Source organism: Streptomyces sp. NPDC086519 (assembly GCF_040686075.1).
In the GTDB taxonomy this organism is placed as follows: domain Bacteria; phylum Actinomycetota; class Actinomycetes; order Streptomycetales; family Streptomycetaceae; genus Streptomyces; species Streptomyces shenzhenensis.
This window is the reverse complement of the sequence record NZ_JBFBJL010000037.1, coordinates 50,856-69,733: the sequence shown is the minus strand read 5'-3', so window position 1 is coordinate 69,733 and position 18,878 is coordinate 50,856. Positions and strand designations below refer to the sequence as shown.

General features: G+C 69.2%; 17 protein-coding genes, 1 pseudogene and 1 CRISPR repeat array. Of the genes and pseudogenes, 8 read left to right on the top strand and 10 right to left on the bottom strand.

Translation table 11 applies throughout. The annotated features are described in order from the left end of the window. Positions 1-603: 603 nt before the first annotated feature. Genes cas2e through cas3 form a run of 8 tightly spaced genes read right to left on the bottom strand, consistent with a single transcriptional unit; the run spans position 604 to position 9,820 of the window. On the bottom strand, positions 604-939 hold the full coding sequence (cas2e, locus tag AB0P24_RS30190; protein ID WP_365799465.1) for a type I-E CRISPR-associated endoribonuclease Cas2e: 336 nt from the start codon (positions 937-939) through the stop codon (positions 604-606). After that, positions 936-1,913, bottom strand: a complete 978-nt coding sequence (gene cas1e, locus AB0P24_RS30185; protein WP_365799463.1) for a type I-E CRISPR-associated endonuclease Cas1e — start codon at positions 1,911-1,913, stop codon at positions 936-938. The genes cas2e and cas1e overlap by 4 nt, the downstream gene beginning before the upstream one ends. Beyond that, positions 1,913-2,701, bottom strand: coding sequence for a type I-E CRISPR-associated protein Cas6/Cse3/CasE (gene cas6e / locus AB0P24_RS30180; RefSeq protein WP_365799461.1), 789 nt, complete (start codon positions 2,699-2,701; stop codon positions 1,913-1,915). Before cas6e ends, cas1e begins: the two co-directional genes overlap by 1 nt. After that, the gene (gene cas5e, locus AB0P24_RS30175) at positions 2,701-3,420 is read right to left on the bottom strand and encodes a type I-E CRISPR-associated protein Cas5/CasD (protein WP_365799459.1); all 720 of its coding nucleotides are present in this window, start codon (positions 3,418-3,420) and stop codon (positions 2,701-2,703) included. Before cas5e ends, cas6e begins: the two co-directional genes overlap by 1 nt. Beyond that, positions 3,417-4,610, bottom strand: coding sequence for a type I-E CRISPR-associated protein Cas7/Cse4/CasC (gene cas7e / locus AB0P24_RS30170; protein ID WP_365799457.1), 1,194 nt, complete (start codon positions 4,608-4,610; stop codon positions 3,417-3,419). Before cas7e ends, cas5e begins: the two co-directional genes overlap by 4 nt. Continuing rightward, the gene (gene casB, locus AB0P24_RS30165; protein ID WP_365799455.1) at positions 4,607-5,284 is read right to left on the bottom strand and encodes a type I-E CRISPR-associated protein Cse2/CasB; all 678 of its coding nucleotides are present in this window, start codon (positions 5,282-5,284) and stop codon (positions 4,607-4,609) included. The genes cas7e and casB overlap by 4 nt, the downstream gene beginning before the upstream one ends. After that, on the bottom strand, positions 5,281-6,999 hold the full coding sequence (casA, locus tag AB0P24_RS30160; RefSeq protein ID WP_365799453.1) for a type I-E CRISPR-associated protein Cse1/CasA: 1,719 nt from the start codon (positions 6,997-6,999) through the stop codon (positions 5,281-5,283). The genes casB and casA overlap by 4 nt, the downstream gene beginning before the upstream one ends. 16 nt (positions 7,000-7,015) lie before the next feature. Next, entirely contained in the window at positions 7,016-9,820 is a 2,805-nt protein-coding gene (gene cas3, locus AB0P24_RS30155) for a CRISPR-associated helicase Cas3' (RefSeq protein ID WP_365799451.1), read from the bottom strand. A 369-nt stretch (positions 9,821-10,189) separates the two neighbouring features. Then, a CRISPR array of direct repeats spans positions 10,190-11,378; the repeat unit is 29 nt; unit sequence CTGCTCCCCGCACCCGCGGGGATGTTCCC. A 122-nt stretch (positions 11,379-11,500) separates the two neighbouring features. Here cas3 and AB0P24_RS30150 point away from each other — a divergent pair. From AB0P24_RS30150 to AB0P24_RS30125, 6 genes and pseudogenes are all read left to right on the top strand, one after another. Beyond that, a complete protein-coding gene (locus AB0P24_RS30150) occupies positions 11,501-12,220 on the top strand; it encodes a hypothetical protein (RefSeq protein ID WP_365799449.1) in 720 nt (239 codons plus the stop codon). A 65-nt stretch (positions 12,221-12,285) separates the two neighbouring features. After that, positions 12,286-12,498: pseudogene (locus AB0P24_RS30145) on the top strand (IS5/IS1182 family transposase); the annotation flags it as partial. A gap of 83 nt (positions 12,499-12,581) precedes the next feature. Further along, positions 12,582-13,715: an IS630 family transposase gene (locus AB0P24_RS30140; RefSeq protein WP_365799447.1), complete on the top strand. Its 1,134-nt coding sequence runs from the start codon at positions 12,582-12,584 to the stop codon at positions 13,713-13,715. A gap of 21 nt (positions 13,716-13,736) precedes the next feature. Next, positions 13,737-14,174 carry a cytidine deaminase gene (locus AB0P24_RS30135; protein ID WP_365799445.1) on the top strand — a complete coding sequence of 146 codons (438 nt, stop codon included), beginning with the start codon at positions 13,737-13,739 and terminating at the stop codon, positions 14,172-14,174. Positions 14,175-14,273: 99 nt separating this feature from the next. Then, on the top strand, positions 14,274-15,164 hold the full coding sequence (locus tag AB0P24_RS30130) for an IS5 family transposase (RefSeq protein ID WP_365799442.1): 891 nt from the start codon (positions 14,274-14,276) through the stop codon (positions 15,162-15,164). Positions 15,165-15,217: 53 nt separating this feature from the next. Further along, positions 15,218-15,613 (top strand): hypothetical protein, encoded by a 396-nt coding sequence (locus AB0P24_RS30125; protein WP_365799440.1) that lies wholly within the window; start codon positions 15,218-15,220, stop codon positions 15,611-15,613. 77 nt (positions 15,614-15,690) lie between these two features. Here AB0P24_RS30125 and AB0P24_RS30120 read toward each other — a convergent pair whose 3' ends face one another. Both AB0P24_RS30120 and AB0P24_RS30115 read right to left on the bottom strand, forming a co-directional pair. Next, a complete protein-coding gene (locus AB0P24_RS30120; protein ID WP_365799438.1) occupies positions 15,691-15,831 on the bottom strand; it encodes a hypothetical protein in 141 nt (46 codons plus the stop codon). 242 nt (positions 15,832-16,073) lie between these two features. Further along, complete coding sequence (locus AB0P24_RS30115) at positions 16,074-17,021, bottom strand: ScbA/BarX family gamma-butyrolactone biosynthesis protein (RefSeq protein WP_365799436.1); 948 nt, start codon at positions 17,019-17,021, stop codon at positions 16,074-16,076. A gap of 120 nt (positions 17,022-17,141) precedes the next feature. Between AB0P24_RS30115 and AB0P24_RS30110 the strand changes: the two genes are divergently transcribed. Next, a complete protein-coding gene (locus AB0P24_RS30110) occupies positions 17,142-17,771 on the top strand; it encodes a ScbR family autoregulator-binding transcription factor (protein ID WP_365799434.1) in 630 nt (209 codons plus the stop codon). Between the two features lie 185 nt (positions 17,772-17,956). Then, entirely contained in the window at positions 17,957-18,742 is a 786-nt protein-coding gene (locus AB0P24_RS30105) for an SDR family oxidoreductase (RefSeq protein WP_365799432.1), read from the top strand. Positions 18,743-18,878: the final 136 nt, after the last annotated feature.

Genomic DNA, 18,878 nt, shown 5'->3' with positions numbered 1-18,878 from the left:
CATCCCCGCGGACGCGGGGAGCAGTTCCCGCCCCTGGTGCAGTCCGACGTGAAGCGGGGACCATCCCCGCGGGCGCGGGGAGCAGACCGGGTACGTGTTGGCCGCGATGGCGGACGTGGGACCATCCCCGCGGGCGCGGGGAGCAGCGATTCCCTGCATGTAGCGGACCGGGCCGGTTGGGACCATCCCCGCGGGCGCGGGGAGCAGTACCGGGTCACGGTGACGCGCGACGGCCGGCAGGGACCATCCCCGCGGGCGCGGGGAGCAGCTCACCTACGGCCAGGCAGACCGGGTGTTCCTGGGACCATCCCCGCGGGCGCGGGGAGCAGCCGGTCGTCGGTGTAGTCGGCCAGCCGGACGTGGGACCATCCCCGCGGGCGCGGGGAGCAGACAGAGTGTGAGGATTGTATGTGCACCGCTCAGGGACCATCCCCGCGGGCGCGGGGAGCAGGGAGTCCGACGAGGACGCCGTACGAGAGGTGAGGGACCATCCCCGCGGGCGCGGGGAGCAGACTCACTGAACTGGGCTTTTACTCCGGCAGCGTGGGGATTCCCATGACGTTCATTGATTCCGACAATTCAGCCGAGCGGGCAGGAAAGGTATCAAGGACCTCCGAAGCGGCGGCGCTTTGCCGCCCTGCTCCAGCCGACAGGTGGAGTCTCTGTGGGGCTGGGGCGTTGGATCAGCGTTACGCCTTCGTGGTCGATGGGGTGCCAGGCGTGGTCGTGGGTACGGAAGGTGAAGCCCTGTTCGGTGTTGGTGGTGTGTGCGAGGAGGGCGCGTCCTTGGCCTGTGTACTGTCGGACTTCGTCCCACAGGACGTCGCGGATGCGTGCCGAGGGGTTGCCGATGAAGACGCCGGCGGAGATTTCCAGGAGCCACCGGGTGAGGAATCCTCGTAGGCCGGGTGGGCAGTTGGTGAGGACGATGACGGTCACCAGCTCACCTGTTCGTAGTCGTCGGGCCCGTCGTGGTTGATGCCGGCGGTGACCTGCTGGTTGCCATCGCTCTGGAGCATGACGATGTCCCTGTCGTTGTTCGCGGGCTCGTCAGGGGTACCGGCGGGCAGGAGCAGGCGCTTGATGTCGTGGACGCAGCGGTCCAGGAGGGACGTCTCGTGGATCCGGTCGCGCAGGGCGCGGCGGGTGCGGCCGCCGATGTCGGTGTTGTCGCCGTCGTCGTCCGCAGCGACGTCGAAGGCGAGCGGGATGCCGATGTCGGTTTTGTAGAGGTCGGCGATGTCGAGGACGAAGGACAGTTCGTGGCCGGAGTGGATGAACCCGAGGCCGGGACTGCAGCCGAGTGAGGTGACGACGGCGTGGGCGATGCCGTACATGCACTGCGCGGCGGCAGTGACGGCCTGGTTGACGGCGTCGCCGCCGGCGAAGTCGCCGGGCGTGTAGCGGCGGCCGCGCCAGGGCACACCGGTGCGGGCCGCCTGGGCGCGGTAGCAGTCTTTGACGCGTCGCCCTTCTCGGCCCAGGAGTTCCTGGCGGGTCAGGCCGGCGGGGTCTTCGTCGGGGAACCGCATGCGGTACATGGCGCGGGCTACGGCGAGGCGGTTTCGGGGGTTGGCCCACTGGCGTGCTTGGGCTTCGGCGAGGGCGGAGGAACGGCTGAGGGCGCGGCCGGAGGCGTAGTAGCGCACGCCGCGTTCGCCGACCCAGCACACGGCGGCGCCGGTTTCGGCGAGGACACTCATTGCCTGGTGGGTGATGCGGGTGCCGGGGCCGAGGAGGAGGGTGCCGATGGTGGCGGAGGGGATGTGGGTGGTGCCTTCGGCGTCCTGGGCGGTGATGGCGTTGGCATCGCGGTGGACGGTGCAGCGTTCCAGGTAGATGAAGGACAGGCGTTCTGAGGTACGGGTGAGTTGCCGCGGGGTCAGTGCGGTGCGCTGGGAAACCGTACTCATCACGCCTGCTGGGGTGCCGTGGCGAGGGGGGCCAGAGTGATCAGGCCGCATCCGTAGGCTTTGGCGCGGCCGATGCCCTGGGTGAGGGTGCGGCGCAGCAGTGCGGGGTCGGTGACTTCGAGACGGCCGTCGTAGGTGACGGTGACGAGGGTGACCGGTTTGCCGCGCCGGTTGCCGTCTGCGTCGCGTGATTTGTCGAAGGCCAGGTTGTGCTGGTTGGCGACGGAGAGTTCGTAGCGGTCGCCGTGGTGTTCGTGCTTGCCGTGGTGGGTGGTGCCGCCTGGGAGCAGTCGTTTGTCGTCGGTCTTCTCCAGGATGCGGAAGCCGCATTTTTCCTGCCGGTCGATGAGCCAACGCATCTGGTGAACGGATGTCAGGTGGGCTGTGATCTTGCGGGGTTCGTCGGCGGTGCGCCGGATGGTGTGGACCGGGTTGGCGGTCAGCCTGAAGGCCCAGCGGTCGCCGTCGGCAAGCCGCTCAAGGAAGGGGCTGTAGGGCCTGGTCTGCCAGCCGGGATTGTCCGGGACGGCGGCTGCGGGCCAGCCTGCCTGTTCGACCAGGTGGGTCAGGTCGGGCCGGTGCGGGCTGACGATGTAGAGCAGGACCTCGGCGCGTGCCCGGTGGTCCAGGCGCCACAGCACCCGCGGCTCCTCCCGTTGGGGGCCGTCGCTGGGCAGCAGGTCGGGGAAGGAGGCCATGACCGCCGCGTGCATGGTTTGCGGTGAGGAGAGCAGGCGCCGGGCGCCGGGGCGCGCGGTGTTCACACGGAATCGGGTGAGGAACGACATCAGGCGCTCTCCTCCTCCAGGGCATCGAACGGTTCGTGCCGCGCAGGAGCGGCCGGGAGCCCGGGGACGGGCACCCTGGTAGTGACGACAGTGCGCCAGGTGTGCTGGCGGTGGGCGGCGTCGAAGCTGACCGGCTGGTCACGCAGACTGTCCGCGCCGCTCTCTTCGCCTGCTGCCGCTTCCCTCAGGACCATCAGATCGTCGGGGGTGCGGCCGCGGTAGCGCTTGCGGTACCAGGCGGATGCCTGCCAGGGCACGGTCGCGAGAGCGTCCTCCAGCCGCCCCTTCTCGTGCAGGCCGAGCTCGACAGGCGCGGCCGGCGGGCAGGAGCGGCGGCCCAGGAACGGCGGATGGATCGGCGTCCTCAGGGCGGCATCAAGCCGGGTGAGCAGGGCAGGGTCGCCTTCGATGGCGGCGACGAAGACGGCGTCGGCGAGGTAGTACCGCTCGGACAACGGCATCGCTTTGCCGGTGACGGCGTGGTGGGCGGTGTGGAAGTCCCTTAGGAGGGTGCCTGGTTGGTCGATGCGGACGCCGAAGCGGAGCGCGGCCAGAGCAGCAAGGCGAGTGTCGTCGCCGCGTTCGATGCCGGCGGCGGCAGCGAGCAGTCCGATCACGGCGCTCTTGGTGGGTGCGGACTCTGTGGTGCGGCGGGCGAACCGGGAGGAGGCCCCCCAGGATTGCAGGGGGCCGGCCAGGCGGAGCAGGAGCACGCTCATGCGGGCTTCTCCAGCCGGTCCGTGACAGCCCGGCCGACGGCTGCGACCAGCTCGGTGAGGCTGTCGGACTCAGTGCCGAGGTCGGCGAGCTTGAGGGTGTTGGGGCCGACCCGCAGCACCCAGGTCAGGGTGGAGTCTCCATGGCCGTAGGCCCGTTCGATGTCGGGGACGTAGGCTGCGAGCCGGTCGGACGCTTCCCGTACGTGGCCGCCCTGGTCTCCGCGGATGGGGTCCTCGAAGGCGGCGACGAAGCTGATGGGGCGGGTGGTGCGCAGCTTGACGACGACGGCGTCGGGCAGGGTGTGGTGCCCGAAGGTGTTGATCTTCCCGGTCGGCAGGGAAGCGGCGAAGCTGTGCACGAAGGCCTCGACGGCGCGGCGGACGGGCTCGGTGCGCGGTTCGTCCTCGCGCAGGCCCTGGCCGAGGTTGTCGGCGAGCTGGTGGACGCTGAGGGCGGCGTAGCGGTAGAGGGTGGCGGAGTTGAAGTCGACGGTGCCGATCATTCCGGCGCCGGTCTCCTCGTCGGTGTTCTCGTCGTCGACCGCGGTGTAGTAGTCGGACTCGGTGTCCGCCCGGTGCACGCTGATGGCGTGGGCGACCTGGACCGCCGCGTCGACGTTGTAGTCGGCGGCATCGGCGACCATGCGGCCGAACAGGGCGATGTCGACGGAGTGACGGCTGTCCGCGATCTCCTTGACGCGCTCCTTGTTCTGCTTGTCCTTCAAATGCGCCGTGATGTCGCCGGCGCCGTCGACGGCGAGCCGGGCCAGCCCGTCGAGCTGCCGGGCGCTGAGGAAGACCAGGTACTTCGCCTCCGGGGCCGGTGTGGCGCCGGATTCCTTGGCCGCGTCCGCTTTCCGCTTGGGGACTTCCGTCTTCAGGCCGGCCGCCTTGACGGTCTCATCCGCCAGCCGCAGCGCCGTCTCGTCGTCGATGGAGGCATCCAGCGCGGTGATCCGTGAGGCAACCACCTCCACGACCTTCTTGGTCCGCACACCGAGTTCGCTGGGATCCAGCAGGTGTTCGTCGGCGAAGTGGGTGCGAGTGGCCCTCTTCCAGGCCTGGCTGGAGACCCGGGCCCGCGGCACACCGCCGTACACGGCGGTCTTCGGCGCGCCGGTGTCGTCCCGGTTCAGGTTGCTGGGCGGGACGGTCTGAAGGGCGTGCACGTCCAAGAAGATGCGGTTCACGAGGCGTCCTTGTCGGTGTCCGGGAGGCTGGTGGTGTCGGCGAGCGGCGCGTCCTGCCCGGCGGCCGACGGGCGGGCGTGGAAGGAACGGCCCCATTCACGGCGGACGCTCGAGGGTCCGTCGGGCCACTGCCAGGTGTAGAGCTGGCCGGCGAGCAGGCCGTAGTCCAGCGGGATGTCCGCCCCGCGCAGCAGGACGACCAGATCCCGCAAGCGCTGGGCCAAAGTCGCCAGATCGGGCGCCGTGCCGGCGCGCACGAGGCGCTTGCGGACGGGTTCGTCGATCTCGCCCACCGGCATCAGGCGCCGTACCGACGCGCCCAGCCCGGTCGGCCGCATCCGCTCGGTCGGACGGTGCATGGATCCGCCGCGGGACTGCTGGTGCAGCGCCCACAATGTCAGCGAGGCATGCACTGCCTCCTCCGCGCGGCCCAACGCGCCTTCGTTCAGCGGTTGTTGGCCCTCGACGGTCTGGTGCAGGCGCCCGGTGTCGATCAGATCCCACAGGTCGGGGACCTCGCCGGCGCTCCTGCCTGCTCCGCGGCGCAGTCGGGCGAGCGCGGCAACGTCCTTGGGGACGTCCCGGAGATAGCCCTTCTGCCGTATGACGATCAGCGAGTGAGCAGTTGCACTGACCCGGTCACGGACCGTCGGCAAAGCTACGGTGGTGGTCATGCGGGCACCTTCGTGTCGGTCGACGGCTGCTGGGGATCGGTGCTGCCCGGTCCCGGATGGCCAGGTGGTTCGACATCCGACGGGCCGCTGTCGGGGCGTTCCTCGGTGGCGTAAGGGTGGCCGAGCGCCTTGGACAGGCGAGTGCGAAACCATGTGTCGGCAAGACCCGTGTTCAGCCAGTACGTGCCCTGTTTGCCGGTCATGGTCCTGCCCTGCCAGGCCGCGTCCCCGGCCGAGGCGATGAGGCGATCACCGAGCAGGCTGAGGATGCGGTGTGCTTGCCGCTGCCAGTCACGCCGGCTCTCGAAGGGATCGTCGGTGTCCCCCAGCGTGGCGAGCCAGGTGCGATAGGGGTGTTCCATAGCCGCGAGCCCGAGCTCCCTGGCCGCCGACCGGGCCCCTTCCCCTTCGCTTCCGGCGGCACGGAACAGGTCGGTGGCGAGGTCTCCCAGGGCCCGTACGGCCAGGTCGGCGTCCTCGGCTGCACCAATGGCCTGCCGTGCGCACGTGCGGTCGTGCCGGTGCAACAGCACGACCGGCATGGCGAGGTCGTCGTCAACGACCTCGTCGATCACGGACTGCCGAGTCCCGTACGCGGCTCCGATCAGACGGGCCCGCACCAGAAAGCCACGCGGCAACACCTCGTCGGTGACCAGCTCGGCGATCCACTCCAGGATGCCCGGACGCCGATGCGATGCCGCCTCCGTGCCCTGCTCCCTGTCGGTGCGGTCGGCGACGAGCGCGGCGATCCCGCGCCAGGCCGCCCGGGACGGATCGTGCTCCTGCGGCAGATACACCGGCGACTGGCCCAGCTTCTTCTCCTGCGCCAGGCTCCGCCGCCACGCCGTCATCGGCTCCCGGCGGTGCATGTTCCGCGACGAAAGCGGGTCACCGTAGCCGAGGACCACACCATGGACACCGTCGCCGTCGTAGTGCAGGCGCACCCGCCGCGTCTGCCAGGTGTACAGGTCCAGCAGTCCGGTCGCCGTGCGCTCGCTGCCCCCGGGACCGGACGGCTCGGCCCGCCAGGCCGGCCGGTCCCCCGTCGCTGCCTCCTCGATCGCCTCGGTCTCGGCCGCGATCAAATTCAGCAGCAACGTCTCCCGCAGCGTCACGCCCTCCACGAAGACCCCGCCCAGACTGCCCAACCAGCCAGTGCCCAGCGGATACACCTTCCCCGACTTCACCCGCTCATCCCCCACCGCCCCCGACTTGATCCCGGACGTGTCAAAGGCGTGCGCATGAACGACCCAGCGGGCGGCCTCCGCGAACGTGAGCCGGTCGACGGTGGGCATGCGGGACGTGAAGAACGGTTCGCCGTTGGGCACATCGGCCACCAGAGGGTTCAGCGAGAACACCTCGTCCTTCGCCGTACGCAACCCTGCGGTCTGGAGGAACGGCGCGGTCGGGTGGAGCAGGTCGAACCGCTCCCGCTGGGCCTCCAGATAGCTTCCGACCGGGTCGAAGCACCGGTCGTCCCTCCACAGGTCACTCCACTCACCGGCATCACGCGGCCCGTCCAGGGCGTCGTGGGCGATGGCCAACAGCAGCCGAAGCAACGCGAACTCCTGCGTGGCCAGGTCGCCCACCAAACGACGCAGTTCGCCGGCCTGAACGAAGAGCTGATGCAGCGACAGCTCGTCCTGCCTGCCGTCGTCTCTCAGCACCTCGATCCAGGGCTGCGTGATCAGGTCAAAGCTGGGCGCGCCTAACACCGGTGCACCATCCGGTTCAATCACGGGTCACCTCCAGTCCGTCACGTTGGCTGTACCGGAGCGAAAATCCTGCCAGCCGGGTCTGACAATCCTCGTCCAGCGCCAGAATCAGCTGGTCGGACAGCCAAGGACTGTCCTTGCCCTGCCACGCGCGGGCATACAGCTGCTCCAGTTCCGCGATCGCCCGGTCCATAGTCTCGGCGTAGGAGAACTGCAACGGCAGCCGCAGCCCGCAGCTTGCCGCCACCCGTGCGGTGAACGTCGGGGGTACCTGTTCCAGCGGCAGTTCCAGGCCGCCGCGCTGCCGGCCCTTCTTGTCCGGCGTCAGCCACGGCAGCGTGGCAAGGCTCCCGTCGGCGCGGCGCTGCACGACGACGACCTCCAGGCTCTCCCGGCTGTCGCGGACCTGCGCCCGCCCCGCGCGGGTGTCGTCCGCGTCCCCCACTCCGGCGGCCACCCACCCGAACAGCGGCCGCCCCGGACGGCCGACGTCCCCCAGCCGGAACACCCGCGCACGATCGGCCTGGTCCGCATGATGCCGCTCGAACCCGGCCCGCGCCTCAGCCATCGCTGCAGCCCAGGCATCGGGTCCGGCCGATGCGTCCGCGTACGCTGCCTGCACCAGCGGGCTGATGTCGGCCGGCAGCCGCACCGGCCGCTCACCCCCGCCGTCGAAATGCGGCAGCAGGACCGCGGCCGACCGCAGCAGCGCATACGCCCCGTACACCGCCACCGACCCGCGGACCGGCACCGGTACGTCCCCCTGCCAGTCGACACCGGTCAGCAGGCATCGCGCCGTCCGCAGTCGAACCGGCCGCTCCCCCTGCTCCTTGCCCCGCTGATGGCGGTGCAGCCGCCCCATCCGCTGCAGCAACAGGTCCACCGGGCACAAGTCAGAGACCAGCAGATCGAAGTCCACGTCCAAGGACTGCTCGGCCACCTGGCTGGCGACCACGATGTGCCCGCTCTCCGGCCGTCCCACCGCCTTCCCCGGCGGGCCGAACCGCTCCAGCAGATCACGGTCCTTGGCCGCACGGTCGACATCGACAAAGCACGAATGCGCGACAGTCACCGCACCCTCACCGAACCGGGCCCGCAGCACCGACGCAGCCTCCAGCACCCGCTTGACCGTGTTGCGCACCACCAGCACACAGCCGCCGCCCTCAAGCTCCCTCTCAAGCCGGTCGGCGAGAACATCCAGACCGTCAGGCAACCGCTCCAAACAGACGTCCACGCCCCGGCCGGAGGCCGCCGGGCACCGGACCACCGGCACACCGCCCGCAACCACCGCCGTCAGCACCGGATACGCCCCAGGCTCTGCGTCCAAGTCCATTTCGGCGTCCGCCTCGGCACGTCCCGCATACGCGGCCACCAGCTCACGGCGCCGCCCGGCCGGCAACGTCGCCGACAGCACCACCACCGGAACCCGATACGCCCCCAGCCACGACAGCACCTGATCCAGATACACACTCATGTACGTGTCGTACGCATGCGCCTCGTCGATGACGACGACCTTGCCCGCCACCGCCAAATGCCTCAGCGCCAGATGCCGGCTCTTCAACCCGGCGAACAGCAACTGATCAATCGTGCCCGCCACGAACGAGGCCAGCATCGCCCTCTTACGGCCACGCAACCACGCATGCGCCACCAACTCCGCGCCCGCCCGCCGGGCGTCCCCCGACAACCGGTGCCCGGACGGCTCAGGGGCATCCAGGTCAACGGCACGGACCCACCCACCACGTGCCATCAGTCCGGCAAATTCGTCGTTGAGCGCGGCCTTCGAATGCGCCAGGTGCACGGAATGCCGTACCCCGCCGGCAGACGGGAGCCGGTCCAGCCATTCCAGCAGCCGCGGAAACATCGCGTTCCCGGTAGCCATCGTGGGAAGCGCGAAAAACACGCCTCCCGCTCCCGACCGTGCCGCGAACACCTCGGCCACCGCCAGCGCCGCCTCGGTCTTCCCCTCCCCCATCGGCGCCTCGATCACCATCAACCCCGGCGCATCCATCTCCCGGGCCAGCTCAAACGCCGCCTCCTGCACCGGCCGCACCTTCGCACCCACCGGCAGCCCGAACCGCGAAGCAAACAATCCCTGTGCATCGCCCGCCAGTTCCTCAGGCCGCCACGGCGCCGGCAAATTCAGCCCCTGCCACGCCGCCGCACACCGCTCCTCACCACTCTGACCAGCGGCATCCGGAAAGTAGGGGAACAGGTCCGGGTTGCTGGCGATCCAGTCAGCGACGATGACCACGGCACCCAGCAACACCTGCACCGGCTGCGGCAGCCGCACCGACCGCCACGCCTCCAACCGGTCCTCCACCCCGAACTCCGCAGCACAGGCATCCAGCAGCCCGCCCTGCACCTGCCGCCACACCCCGCTCCCGCGGCCAGGCGCCCGCAGCAACTCCTCATGTTCGTACAAGGCCTTGATCTGCCCCCGCTCCGGCGGCACCCCGTGATGCCCACCCACCGCCACCGTGAACTGCCCCGTCTCACCAGCCGCCCACCCATACCGCTCCACCAGCCACTCCCCCAACAACACCTGCCCGGCCAGCCCGTGCGGCGCAAGCCGCCGATCCGGCCCCATCCCCTGCCGCGAACGCATCACCAGCCCCACATCACGCATCGCCTCAGCCAGAAACTCCACCTGACAGGCGAAAGCCGGCGTCGCCTTACCGATGTCATGCACCCCCGCCAGCCACACCACCAGCCGGCGCCCATCTGCCTCCTCACCCGGCAAAACCTCAGCGATCAGCCCACGCACACCGGCCGGCAACCACTCATCCCAAAGCCGACCCGCCACCCACGCGCTGTCCTCCATATGCCGCCACAACGGCAGCCACCCATCCCCATCACGATCATGCTTCGCCCACACGCTCCTTGCCCGCGCATCAAGACGACACAGAAGACCCGAACCGCCAACTCCCCCACCGCTCATACAAGAGACATACAGCCAACCAGCCACCGCCCATGCCCGTTCCCCAAATCAGGCCGCCCTCAGGTCCGAAACCGCAGCACAACACCAACAGCAACACCCACGAGCCGTAAGCTGAAAGAATTTGAAGTCGGCTGCAATTCAAGGCATTTCATGGTTATGAATCCATATATGTCCACTATAGGTGAATTGCCGGCACCGTTGAAAGTGACCAATCCACTGCAGGATCAGCGGCAAACTCGCAGCTCATCCAGTCTGCTCCCCGCACCCGCGGGGATGTTCCCGGCGCGCAGACCACGAACCTGTACGTCACGAACTGCTCCCCGCACCCGCGGGGATGTTCCCTGTGCGACCGACGGCGAACTGATGGAGACGGACTGCTCCCCGCACCCGCGGGGATGTTCCCCTCGTCGTTGGCGCCGCCTTCGACCCGCGAATCTGCTCCCCGCACCCGCGGGGATGTTCCCGAGGATGGCGCGCTGCGGCTGGGGCCGGTGCTCTGCTCCCCGCACCCGCGGGGATGTTCCCATGAATGGAAGGCGAGCCTGGACCGACGGCGCCTGCTCCCCGCACCCGCGGGGATGTTCCCGTACCCATGCGGCGGGACAGTTCGGGCTTGATCTGCTCCCCGCACCCGCGGGGATGTTCCCAGAGTGTCCGGGGTGCCCGCGGTGCCCTGGATCTGCTCCCCGCACCCGCGGGGATGTTCCCGGACGTGCGAAGGGAATCGGAAGATTCCACAGCTGCTCCCCGCACCCGCGGGGATGTTCCCAAGGACATCCAGGGCGCCGAGCGGACCGCGGCCTGCTCCCCGCACCCGCGGGGATGTTCCTCCCACTCGGAGGCCGTGGCGGTCGCCGTCTCCCTGCTCCCCGCACCCGCGGGGATGTTCCCGCCGTGGCGATCGGCAAGAACGCGCAGGCCCTCTGCTCCCCGCACCCGCGGGGATGTTCCCGAACTGGATGCCCGAGGAGACCTACAACGACACTGCTCCCCGCACCGGCGGGGATGTTCCCCCGGCCGCCCACGGTGTCACCGTCAGCGGCGCCCTGCTCCCCGCACCCGCGGGGATGTTCCTGCCGATGGCGGGCGCGGGCCGAACGAGGATGGCTGCTCCCCGCACCCGCGGGGATGTTCCCGACTTGGGGACCTTGGCCAGCTTGTACGAGCCCTGCTCCCCGCACCCGCGGGGATGTTCCCCCGCTCCGGACCGGAGCAGGAGGAGAACCCATCTGCTCCCCGCACCCGCGGGGATGTTCCCTCGTACGGCGTGAGGGTCTGGGTACCGGTGGTCTGCTCCCCGCACCCGCGGGGATGTTCCCGTATTGATCACCCCGATGGAGAATGGGAACGCCTGCTCCCCGCACCCGCAGGGATGTTCCCTACGCCGCCGCCGGGGGGCACCCCGACGCCCACTGCTCCCCACACCCGCGGAGATGTTCCCGGCAGCCGGACCTGCGCGCCGGAGGCGAGGGTCTGCTCCTCGCACCCGAGGAGCTAAGGGTTGTCCCGCTATGCGCATGAGGTGGCAGGGTCAGGCGTGGGAGCAACAGCCATACTCAACGTGTGACGATCACGGATGTTGACGATCTGCTGCCAGACCCGTGGGATCTGTTGGCGGGGACCGACTGGGCTTCACTCGAGCATGCCTGTGGGTCGGCCGCAGGAACCCCTGCTCTGCTGGCCGGACTGTTGGCGGACGACGCCGGCGCACAGGCCAGGGCTCTGCGGCACCTCAACGACCCGGTGCATCACCAGAACACGATCTACTCCGCGACCGTGCCTGCGGCACTGTATGTGGCGGCGATCCTCAGCGACCCGCACACGGGCACCTTTGTGATCGACCGTGACGGCCGAGTCCTTCCGCTGCGCGCTGCCTTGCTGGACTGGGTGACGTCGGTGGCCATCGAGGTCGGCAGCGAGGCAGAGGCGCACATGGCAGGCGTAGGGCTTTGCCTGGAGGAGCATTCAGAGTCCGTCCAGGTCCGGGCGCTGCGTCCCGGGCTCTTCCAGGCTGTCTCTGCTTTCCTCCACGCTCCGGACCTTGCTGTTCAGGAAGCGGCCATTGCTGCGGCTGTTTCGCTCCTGGACGCCCCGGAGCTCCTTCAGCAGCGTGCCCTTCTTACGCCGCTGGTCCGTGATGTGTTGGTCTCCAGCGACAACCGTTCGTATCGCTTTATTGCTGGCCGTGGTCTCAAGTCCTGGGGAGAAGACACAGGTGCGCTGTCTGACGAGCAAGACGCAGATCTGTGGGCGGGTGGCTGCAGCAGCGAACCGCCCTTTTGACCGCGATCTCCACGGAGGAGAGGGTGATCACTTCTCCCCAGCCAGTGTGATGCCATGATCACGCTGTGACTGGTGTGATCACGGCGTCGGAGCCTTCCTGGATAGCCCCGTTCAGCGGACTGAGCCCGCGCGGCTTCCACAAGCTGATCACCGCGTTACGCCGGGAAGGCGCGGACCCGATACGTAAAGGCCGCCCTTGGAGTCTGTCTTTGGAGGACCGTGTGCTGCTGGTGACAACCTACTGGCGCACGAACTTGACCCTGCGGCAGCTAGTGCCGTAGCAGGCAACGTTTGCCCTGTTGTGATGTGACGCGCCGTCCCGGTGCTGTGCCGGGCGGCGCGTGACCGTCACCCTGTCCGGGTGGCAGAACGAGTACGTGTACGCGAGGTCGACGATGACGAAGGCAGGCGGCTGCTTCGGATCATCCGCCGGGGAACCGGGTCGGTGGTGACCTGGCGGCGCGCCCAGATGGTCCTGCTGTCCGCCCAGGGCATGCCGGTGGCGAAGATCGCCGAAGTGACGTTCACCAGCGCGGACCGGGTCCGGGACGTGATCCACAACTTCAACGCCGACGGCTTCGACTCGCTGTATCCGAAGTACAAGGGCGGCCGGCCCAAGACATTCACCCTGCCCGAGCGGCGCGAGATCAAGAAGATCGCGAAGTCCAAGCCGACCGAACACGACCTGCCCTTTTCGACGTGGAGCCTGACCAAGCTGGCGGACTTCCTGGTCGCCGAGGGGGTGGTCGACGACATCAGCCACGAGGGCCTGCGCATCCTGCTCCGCGAGGAAGGCGTCTCCTTTCAACGCATAAAGACCTGGAAGACCTCCCGCGCCCCCGACTACGCGGCCAAGAAAGCCCGCGTCGAACACCTCTACGCGATCGCCGACGGCGAGGTCATACCCGAGGCGGACGAACCCGAAGCCGTCTTCTGCATGGACGAGTTCGGACCACTCAACCTGATGCCCCACCCGGGCCGGCAGTGGGCCGAACGCTCCGGCAAACACAAGGACCCCGACCGCGAACCACGCCGCAGACGGCGGGCGACCTACAACCGCTACGGCGGAGTACGGCACCTGTTCGCCGCCCTGGACCTGGCCAAGGACAAGCTCTACGGCCACATCAAGCCGGTCAAGAAGCGCACCCAGTTCCTGGAGTTCTGCCGCTACCTGCGCACCCTCTACCCGCCCCAGGTCCGTATCGCGATCATCTGTGACAACTACTCCCCGCACCTGACCACGAAGAAGTGCCAGCAGGTCGGCACCTGGGCCGCGGCGAACAATGTCGAGATCGCCTACACCCCGACCAACAGCTCCTGGCTCAACCGCATAGAAGCCCAGTTCACCGCCCTGCGCTACTTCACCCTCGACGGCACCGACCACGCCAGCCACAAGGAGCAGGGCAGCATGATCCGCCGTTACATCATCTGGCGAAACCGCCACGCCGACGACCAGCGTCTACGCGCCGTCGTCGACAGGGCCAACATCGCCTGAAACCGCATGAAGGCAGAGAAGATGACCACACAGACCGACCGTGTCGACCACGAGCTGATCCAGGCAGCGGCGCACGTCGCGGCCACACGCTGCCGGGGCGACAACCACACCATGGCGGCTGCGGCCCGCACCCGAGACGGCCGGATCATCACCGCGGTGAACGCCTACCACTTCACCGGAGGACCCTGCGCGGAGCTGGTCCTCATCGGCGCTGCTGCCGCCCAGGGCGCCTACGACCTGGACACCATCGTCGCCGTGGGCGACCGCGACCGAGGCGTCGTGTCCCCATGCGGCCGCTGCCGACAGGTCCTACTTGACTACTTCCCAGCGCTGAAGGTCATCGTCGGGACAAGCGACGGCCTCCGGATGGCGCCCGTCACCAACCTGCTTCCCGAAAGCTACATCTGGGCGGACCACCAGCTCGACGCTGAGGAGAGCGCACCACTCAGCACGAGCTGACGCCCCAGGCGGTTACAGGGCAAACGTTGCCTGCTACGGCACTAGGTTCTGTCCGGCGGATCATGTGACCGCCTCGCTTGGGGGGTCATCGTTTCGCTCGTGGGGCGGGGCGATCTGACAGACGACGAGTGGGCGCGGATCGCGCCGTATCTGCCGAAGTCCGGTCGCCGGGGCGGGCGATGGAACGACCACAGGACGGTGATCAACGGGATCCTGTTCAGGGTCCGCACCGGCATCCCGTGGAGGGATCTGCCGGAGCGGTTCGGGAGCTGGAAGACCGTCTATGAGCGCCATCGCCGGTGGTCCGCAAACGGCACCTGGGACCGGATCCTCCAGGCCGTCCTGGCGGATGCCGGCGCCGAGGGGCGGATCGACTGGAGCATGGTGAGCGTGGACTCCACCTCGTGTCGGGCCGACCAGCACGCGGCCGGGGCGCCGCGCAGAGCGCCACGGATCCCGAAGAGGAAGTCATTACCTCGGCAGCACCGCCCCGACGAGGGTCTCGGCCGTTCCCGGGGCGGTCTGACCTGCAAGATCCACCTTGCCGGGGAGGGCGGTTGCCGGCCGCTGGCCCCCGGCCAGTGGGGCGACAGCCCGCAGATGATCCCCGTCCTGGAACGTATCCGGGTCAAGCGCCCCCGCGGAGGGCACCCGCGTACGCGTCCCAACCACTTGGGCGGTGATAAGGCCTACAGCTCTCGCCGCAATCGCCGCTACCTGCGTCGACGCCAGATCAAGCACACCATCCCCGAGCCGAGGGACCAGCAGGCCAACCGCCGACGCCGCGGCAGCCGGGGAGGCCGGCCCGCTGGATTCGACAAGGAGATGTACAAGCGCCGCAACGAAGTCGAGCGGACGATCAATCGACTCAAGCAGTCCCGGGCCGTTGCCACGCGCTACGACAAGCGCGCATACGTGTTTCACGGCACAATCACCCTCGCTTCGATCAGGCTGTGGTGCCTCCCAGACCGCTACCGCACGGAACAGTAAAGCCGGGCTCCCCGGCCAGTGGCAGTGCGGGCCAAGGATGCCAGCTCGGCAAGGTGGCTGACAGCCTCGCCTTCCTCGACGAACTCCGCATCAACCCGCCGCAGGTGCGACCACTTACGAGCAACATCTTCAAGTCGCAGCGGATCTTCAGTCGCGAGCAAGGCCTGGAGCCGCTCCGAAATCACGAAGACGTAGCAGCCATCGTTCGTGATCTCAGTCAGTACCTGCGGCTCGCCGGCCCGCATGAGCTCTTGCGGACTGTCTCCGGTGAAGAGGCTCTCCCACTCGACTACGGCATCCGCAGGATCGTAGATATCCACAGGAACGATCTTGCACGCTGGGCGCGGGCTGAAGCCCTTGACCGCAGCCGCCGACTCGTCATCAGGCGCAATGAAGAAATCTGCCCACTCATCCACTCCAGCATCATGCCTGGCGCCGAGACCACGTGACCAGCAAGATCCGCCGGACAGGTCCTAGGAGTCAGTGGCTCGACGCGGCCCGAAGTGTCACGAGAGAGATGCCGCCTTCAGTGGTGAGTGGTGCCCTCGGCCCTGACCGCGCGGCTCCGTCGCGCCAGGTGGGTGCGGGCGAACGCGGCGTCGAAGCCGAGTGCGATCAGGCCCTGCTCGATGCCGGGGCGGGTCGTCCCGTCCGCAGGGGCGGTCACGGCGTCGAGGTGGGTGCGGCTGGTCTCGGGCTCAGGCCCGGCGGATCTCCTGCGGACACCAACCCGGGCGGGCGGCGGGTCGTACGAGCGCCCCGGTACTCCCGGCCCGCGCGGGCGCATACGCACGGTCGCGCCCTGCCCCCGATCCCGTCGCCACACCCCCGGTGGACCCCCTCCGCGCTGGCCGCACCGGTGGACGCGCCGACGGGATCGGTCCACCTCTTCGTACGGGACGGCGCTGTTCAGGCGGCGTGCGACAGCGACGAGGTGTGGCAGGCCACCGAGCAGGTGAAGGCGGCCTCGCCTGCCTGCACGGCGGTGATCGAGACACTCGGCCGCCCGGTCAGGTCCGGGACGGTGGTCTCCGTCGCTATCCAGCAGGGGACGTCCAGTTCGACGAAGCGGGAGAACTTCGCGTCGAAGCGCACCGGGGCCAGGCCCGGCGTCGTGGACATCGCGTGCGCCGCCTGGCGGGCCGCCTCCAGCAGCAGCATGCCGGGGGCGTGGTCGACGGGGTGGTCGAAAAGGACTGGGTGGGAGGTGTCCCCGCGCAGCAGCCAGCGGCCGGGGAAGTCGCCGTCGGACAGCACGACGTCCGACTCCCGTGCTCGGTCCACGCGTCCGGCGTCGAGGGGCGCGGCGGGCGGCAGGGCCGCGGCGACGGACTGCTGCAGGTCGGCGTGGGAACCGCGCAGCCGCCGGTAGACCCCGGGCGGGTTGCTGGTGAAGCGGGCGCGGGCGGTGCCCAGGTGGACCCCGTCGCGCAGGGCGACGAGATCCATCGTCAGCGCGGCCATGCGGGGGCCGCGCCGGGTCACCTGGGAGCAGGAGATGCGCAGTTCGATGACGGCGGGAGCGTCGGTGACCTGCAGGGCCGCCGGGCTGACCTCGCAGGTCAGGTCCTGCCAGATGAGATGGTGTCCGAACGGGACCTCGTAGCCGACGTGCGAGATCAGCGGGACGTTCTGCCGGACGGTCTCGATGAACAGCAGCGGGTCGTAGAGGCCGTTCACGGTCTGGTAGAAGCAGTGGTCGGACGGCCATACGGCGATCACGGTGAAGGTGTCCGAACCGGTGCGCTCCCAGCAGACCAGGAGGACCTCGTCGCCGTCGCGCTTGTGGACGTCCTCCTTGGCGACCGTGTGGGCTAACGCGGGCAGGGCAGAGCTGAGCTGGGCGGTGTGAGTCATCAGGCTCCCCAGAAACGGTGACTTCAGCCACGTCGAATGCCTCGGACGCTGGCCAAGCAGGCCCGAGGCCAGTAACATAACGTGCGTTCTTTTTGTTTGTCGAGAGAGGCCGGATGTTCGATGCCGGAACCCAAGCAGGATCGAGCCATCAGGACACGAGACGAGATCATCCGCGCCGCCGCCGAGGTCTTCGACGAACGCGGGTACAACGGGGCCAGCATGCGGGAGATCATGAAACGGGCAGGGGTCACCCTCGGCGCCGTCTACTTCCACTTCACGAACAAGGAAGCCATCGCCCGGGAGGTCATGAACGGCCAACCGGACACCATCGTCCCGCTCCTGGAGTCCACGGGGCTGCAACGGGCAGTGGACATCACGCTCGCCTGGTCGCGCCAGCTCCAGCGGGATCCGATGCTCCGAGCCGGCGTCCGGCTCGCCGTCGAGCAGTCCAACCTGGAGTTCCGCGACGCCTCGTCGTACTCGGCATGGGAGAAGATCTTCGAGGAGTGTCTGACCGTCGCTCAGGAGAAGGGCGAGCTGCGGGAGAACGTCTCCCCGCGTGACGTGGCCGAGTTCCTGGTCGGGGCGTGTACCGGCGTCCAGCTCTACTCCGACCTGCTGTACCGCCGGTCCGACCTGCCGCAGCGGACCGTCAAGATGTGGGAACTGCTGATCCCCGGCCTCGCCGTCACGCGGACGGCGGAGCAGATCAAGGTGAGCGTCCGGCGCGCCACGGCGCTCGCCGCGTGAGCCGCGGGGGTCCTTCTCCCCGCAGCCGCGCACACCGTCCGCCCATCTGCCGCCCCCACAGCGGCAGGTGGGCCGGCAAAGGGGCCGTGCGCCCTGAACAGCCGCACCATCGCGCCCGGTGACCTGCCGGGCATGGCCGAAACCGCTCGTCCCGGCATGTACGTCCCTGCGTCCCGGAGGTCGGTGTGACCACGAGGCCCGTCCCGTTCCGTACTCCTCTGCCCACGGCCCTTTGCGGGCACAACGTCCTGGTCCTCGGCGGCAGTTCGGGCATCGGCCTGGCGGCCGCACGCCTGCTCGCCGGCAGCGGGGCGCGACTGCACCTCGTCGCCCGGGACGGACCACGGCTGAAGGCGGCCGCCGCCGACCTGCCCGACGGGACCGTGGCGACGTCCTGGACGGCCGACGTGACCGATGAGGCGCGCCTCATCGAGGTCTTCGACCGGGCCGGGCCGCTGGACCACGTCCTGGTGACGGCGGGCGCCGCGACCCGCGCCCCGCTCGCGGACGCGGACCGGGAGCGGGCGCACGGGGCCTTCGACGTACGGTTCTGGGGCGGCTACGCCGCCGCCCGGGTCGCCGCCGAACGGCTGCCGGCCGGCGGGTCGATCACTTTGACGTCCGGTATCTACACCGTGCGTCCGGTGACCGGCGCCGCCGCCGCGATCGCCTCAGCCGCGGCCTGCGAGGGTCTGGTGCGGGCACTCGCCGTCGAGCTGGCGGCCCGCCGCGTCCGGGTCAACGCGATCCGCGCCGGCATGGTCGACACCCCGCCGCTGCGCCGCCGGCTGAAGGTGGCCGAGGCGCACCCCGCCGAGGCGGACGCCGCGGTCGCCGCCGCCGGCAGCCATCTGCCGCTCGGGCGCTACGGGACCGCCGAGGAGGCCGCGTCCGCCGCCGTGTTCGTGATGGCCAACGCCTATGTGACCGGGACCGTGGTGACCGTGGACGGAGGACAGTCCCTGGCCTGACCCGGCGGCCGGGCCGCCGGGCCCGGCACGGAGCTCCGGGGCGCGAGGCCCGAGGAATCACCTCGCCGCTCCGGCAGACCGGTGCAACGACGCACCGGTGAAGTACCGCATCACCCATGAGGATCCGCACAACATC

Excerpts from the sequence above, each read along its gene's own strand:
- AB0P24_RS30115 (WP_365799436.1), bottom strand. The coding sequence starts at position 17,021 with ATGACTCACACCGCCCAGCTCAGCTCTGCCCTGCCCGCGTTAGCCCAC.
- casB (WP_365799455.1), bottom strand. The coding sequence starts at position 5,284 with ATGACCACCACCGTAGCTTTGCCGACGGTCCGTGACCGGGTCAGTGCA.
- cas5e (WP_365799459.1), bottom strand. The coding sequence starts at position 3,420 with ATGAGCGTGCTCCTGCTCCGCCTGGCCGGCCCCCTGCAATCCTGGGGG.
- AB0P24_RS30135 (WP_365799445.1), top strand. The coding sequence starts at position 13,737 with ATGACCACACAGACCGACCGTGTCGACCACGAGCTGATCCAGGCAGCG.
- cas1e (WP_365799463.1), bottom strand. The coding sequence starts at position 1,913 with ATGAGTACGGTTTCCCAGCGCACCGCACTGACCCCGCGGCAACTCACC.
- AB0P24_RS30110 (WP_365799434.1), top strand. The coding sequence starts at position 17,142 with ATGCCGGAACCCAAGCAGGATCGAGCCATCAGGACACGAGACGAGATC.
- cas6e (WP_365799461.1), bottom strand. The coding sequence starts at position 2,701 with ATGTCGTTCCTCACCCGATTCCGTGTGAACACCGCGCGCCCCGGCGCC.
- cas3 (WP_365799451.1), bottom strand. The coding sequence starts at position 9,820 with ATGGAGGACAGCGCGTGGGTGGCGGGTCGGCTTTGGGATGAGTGGTTG.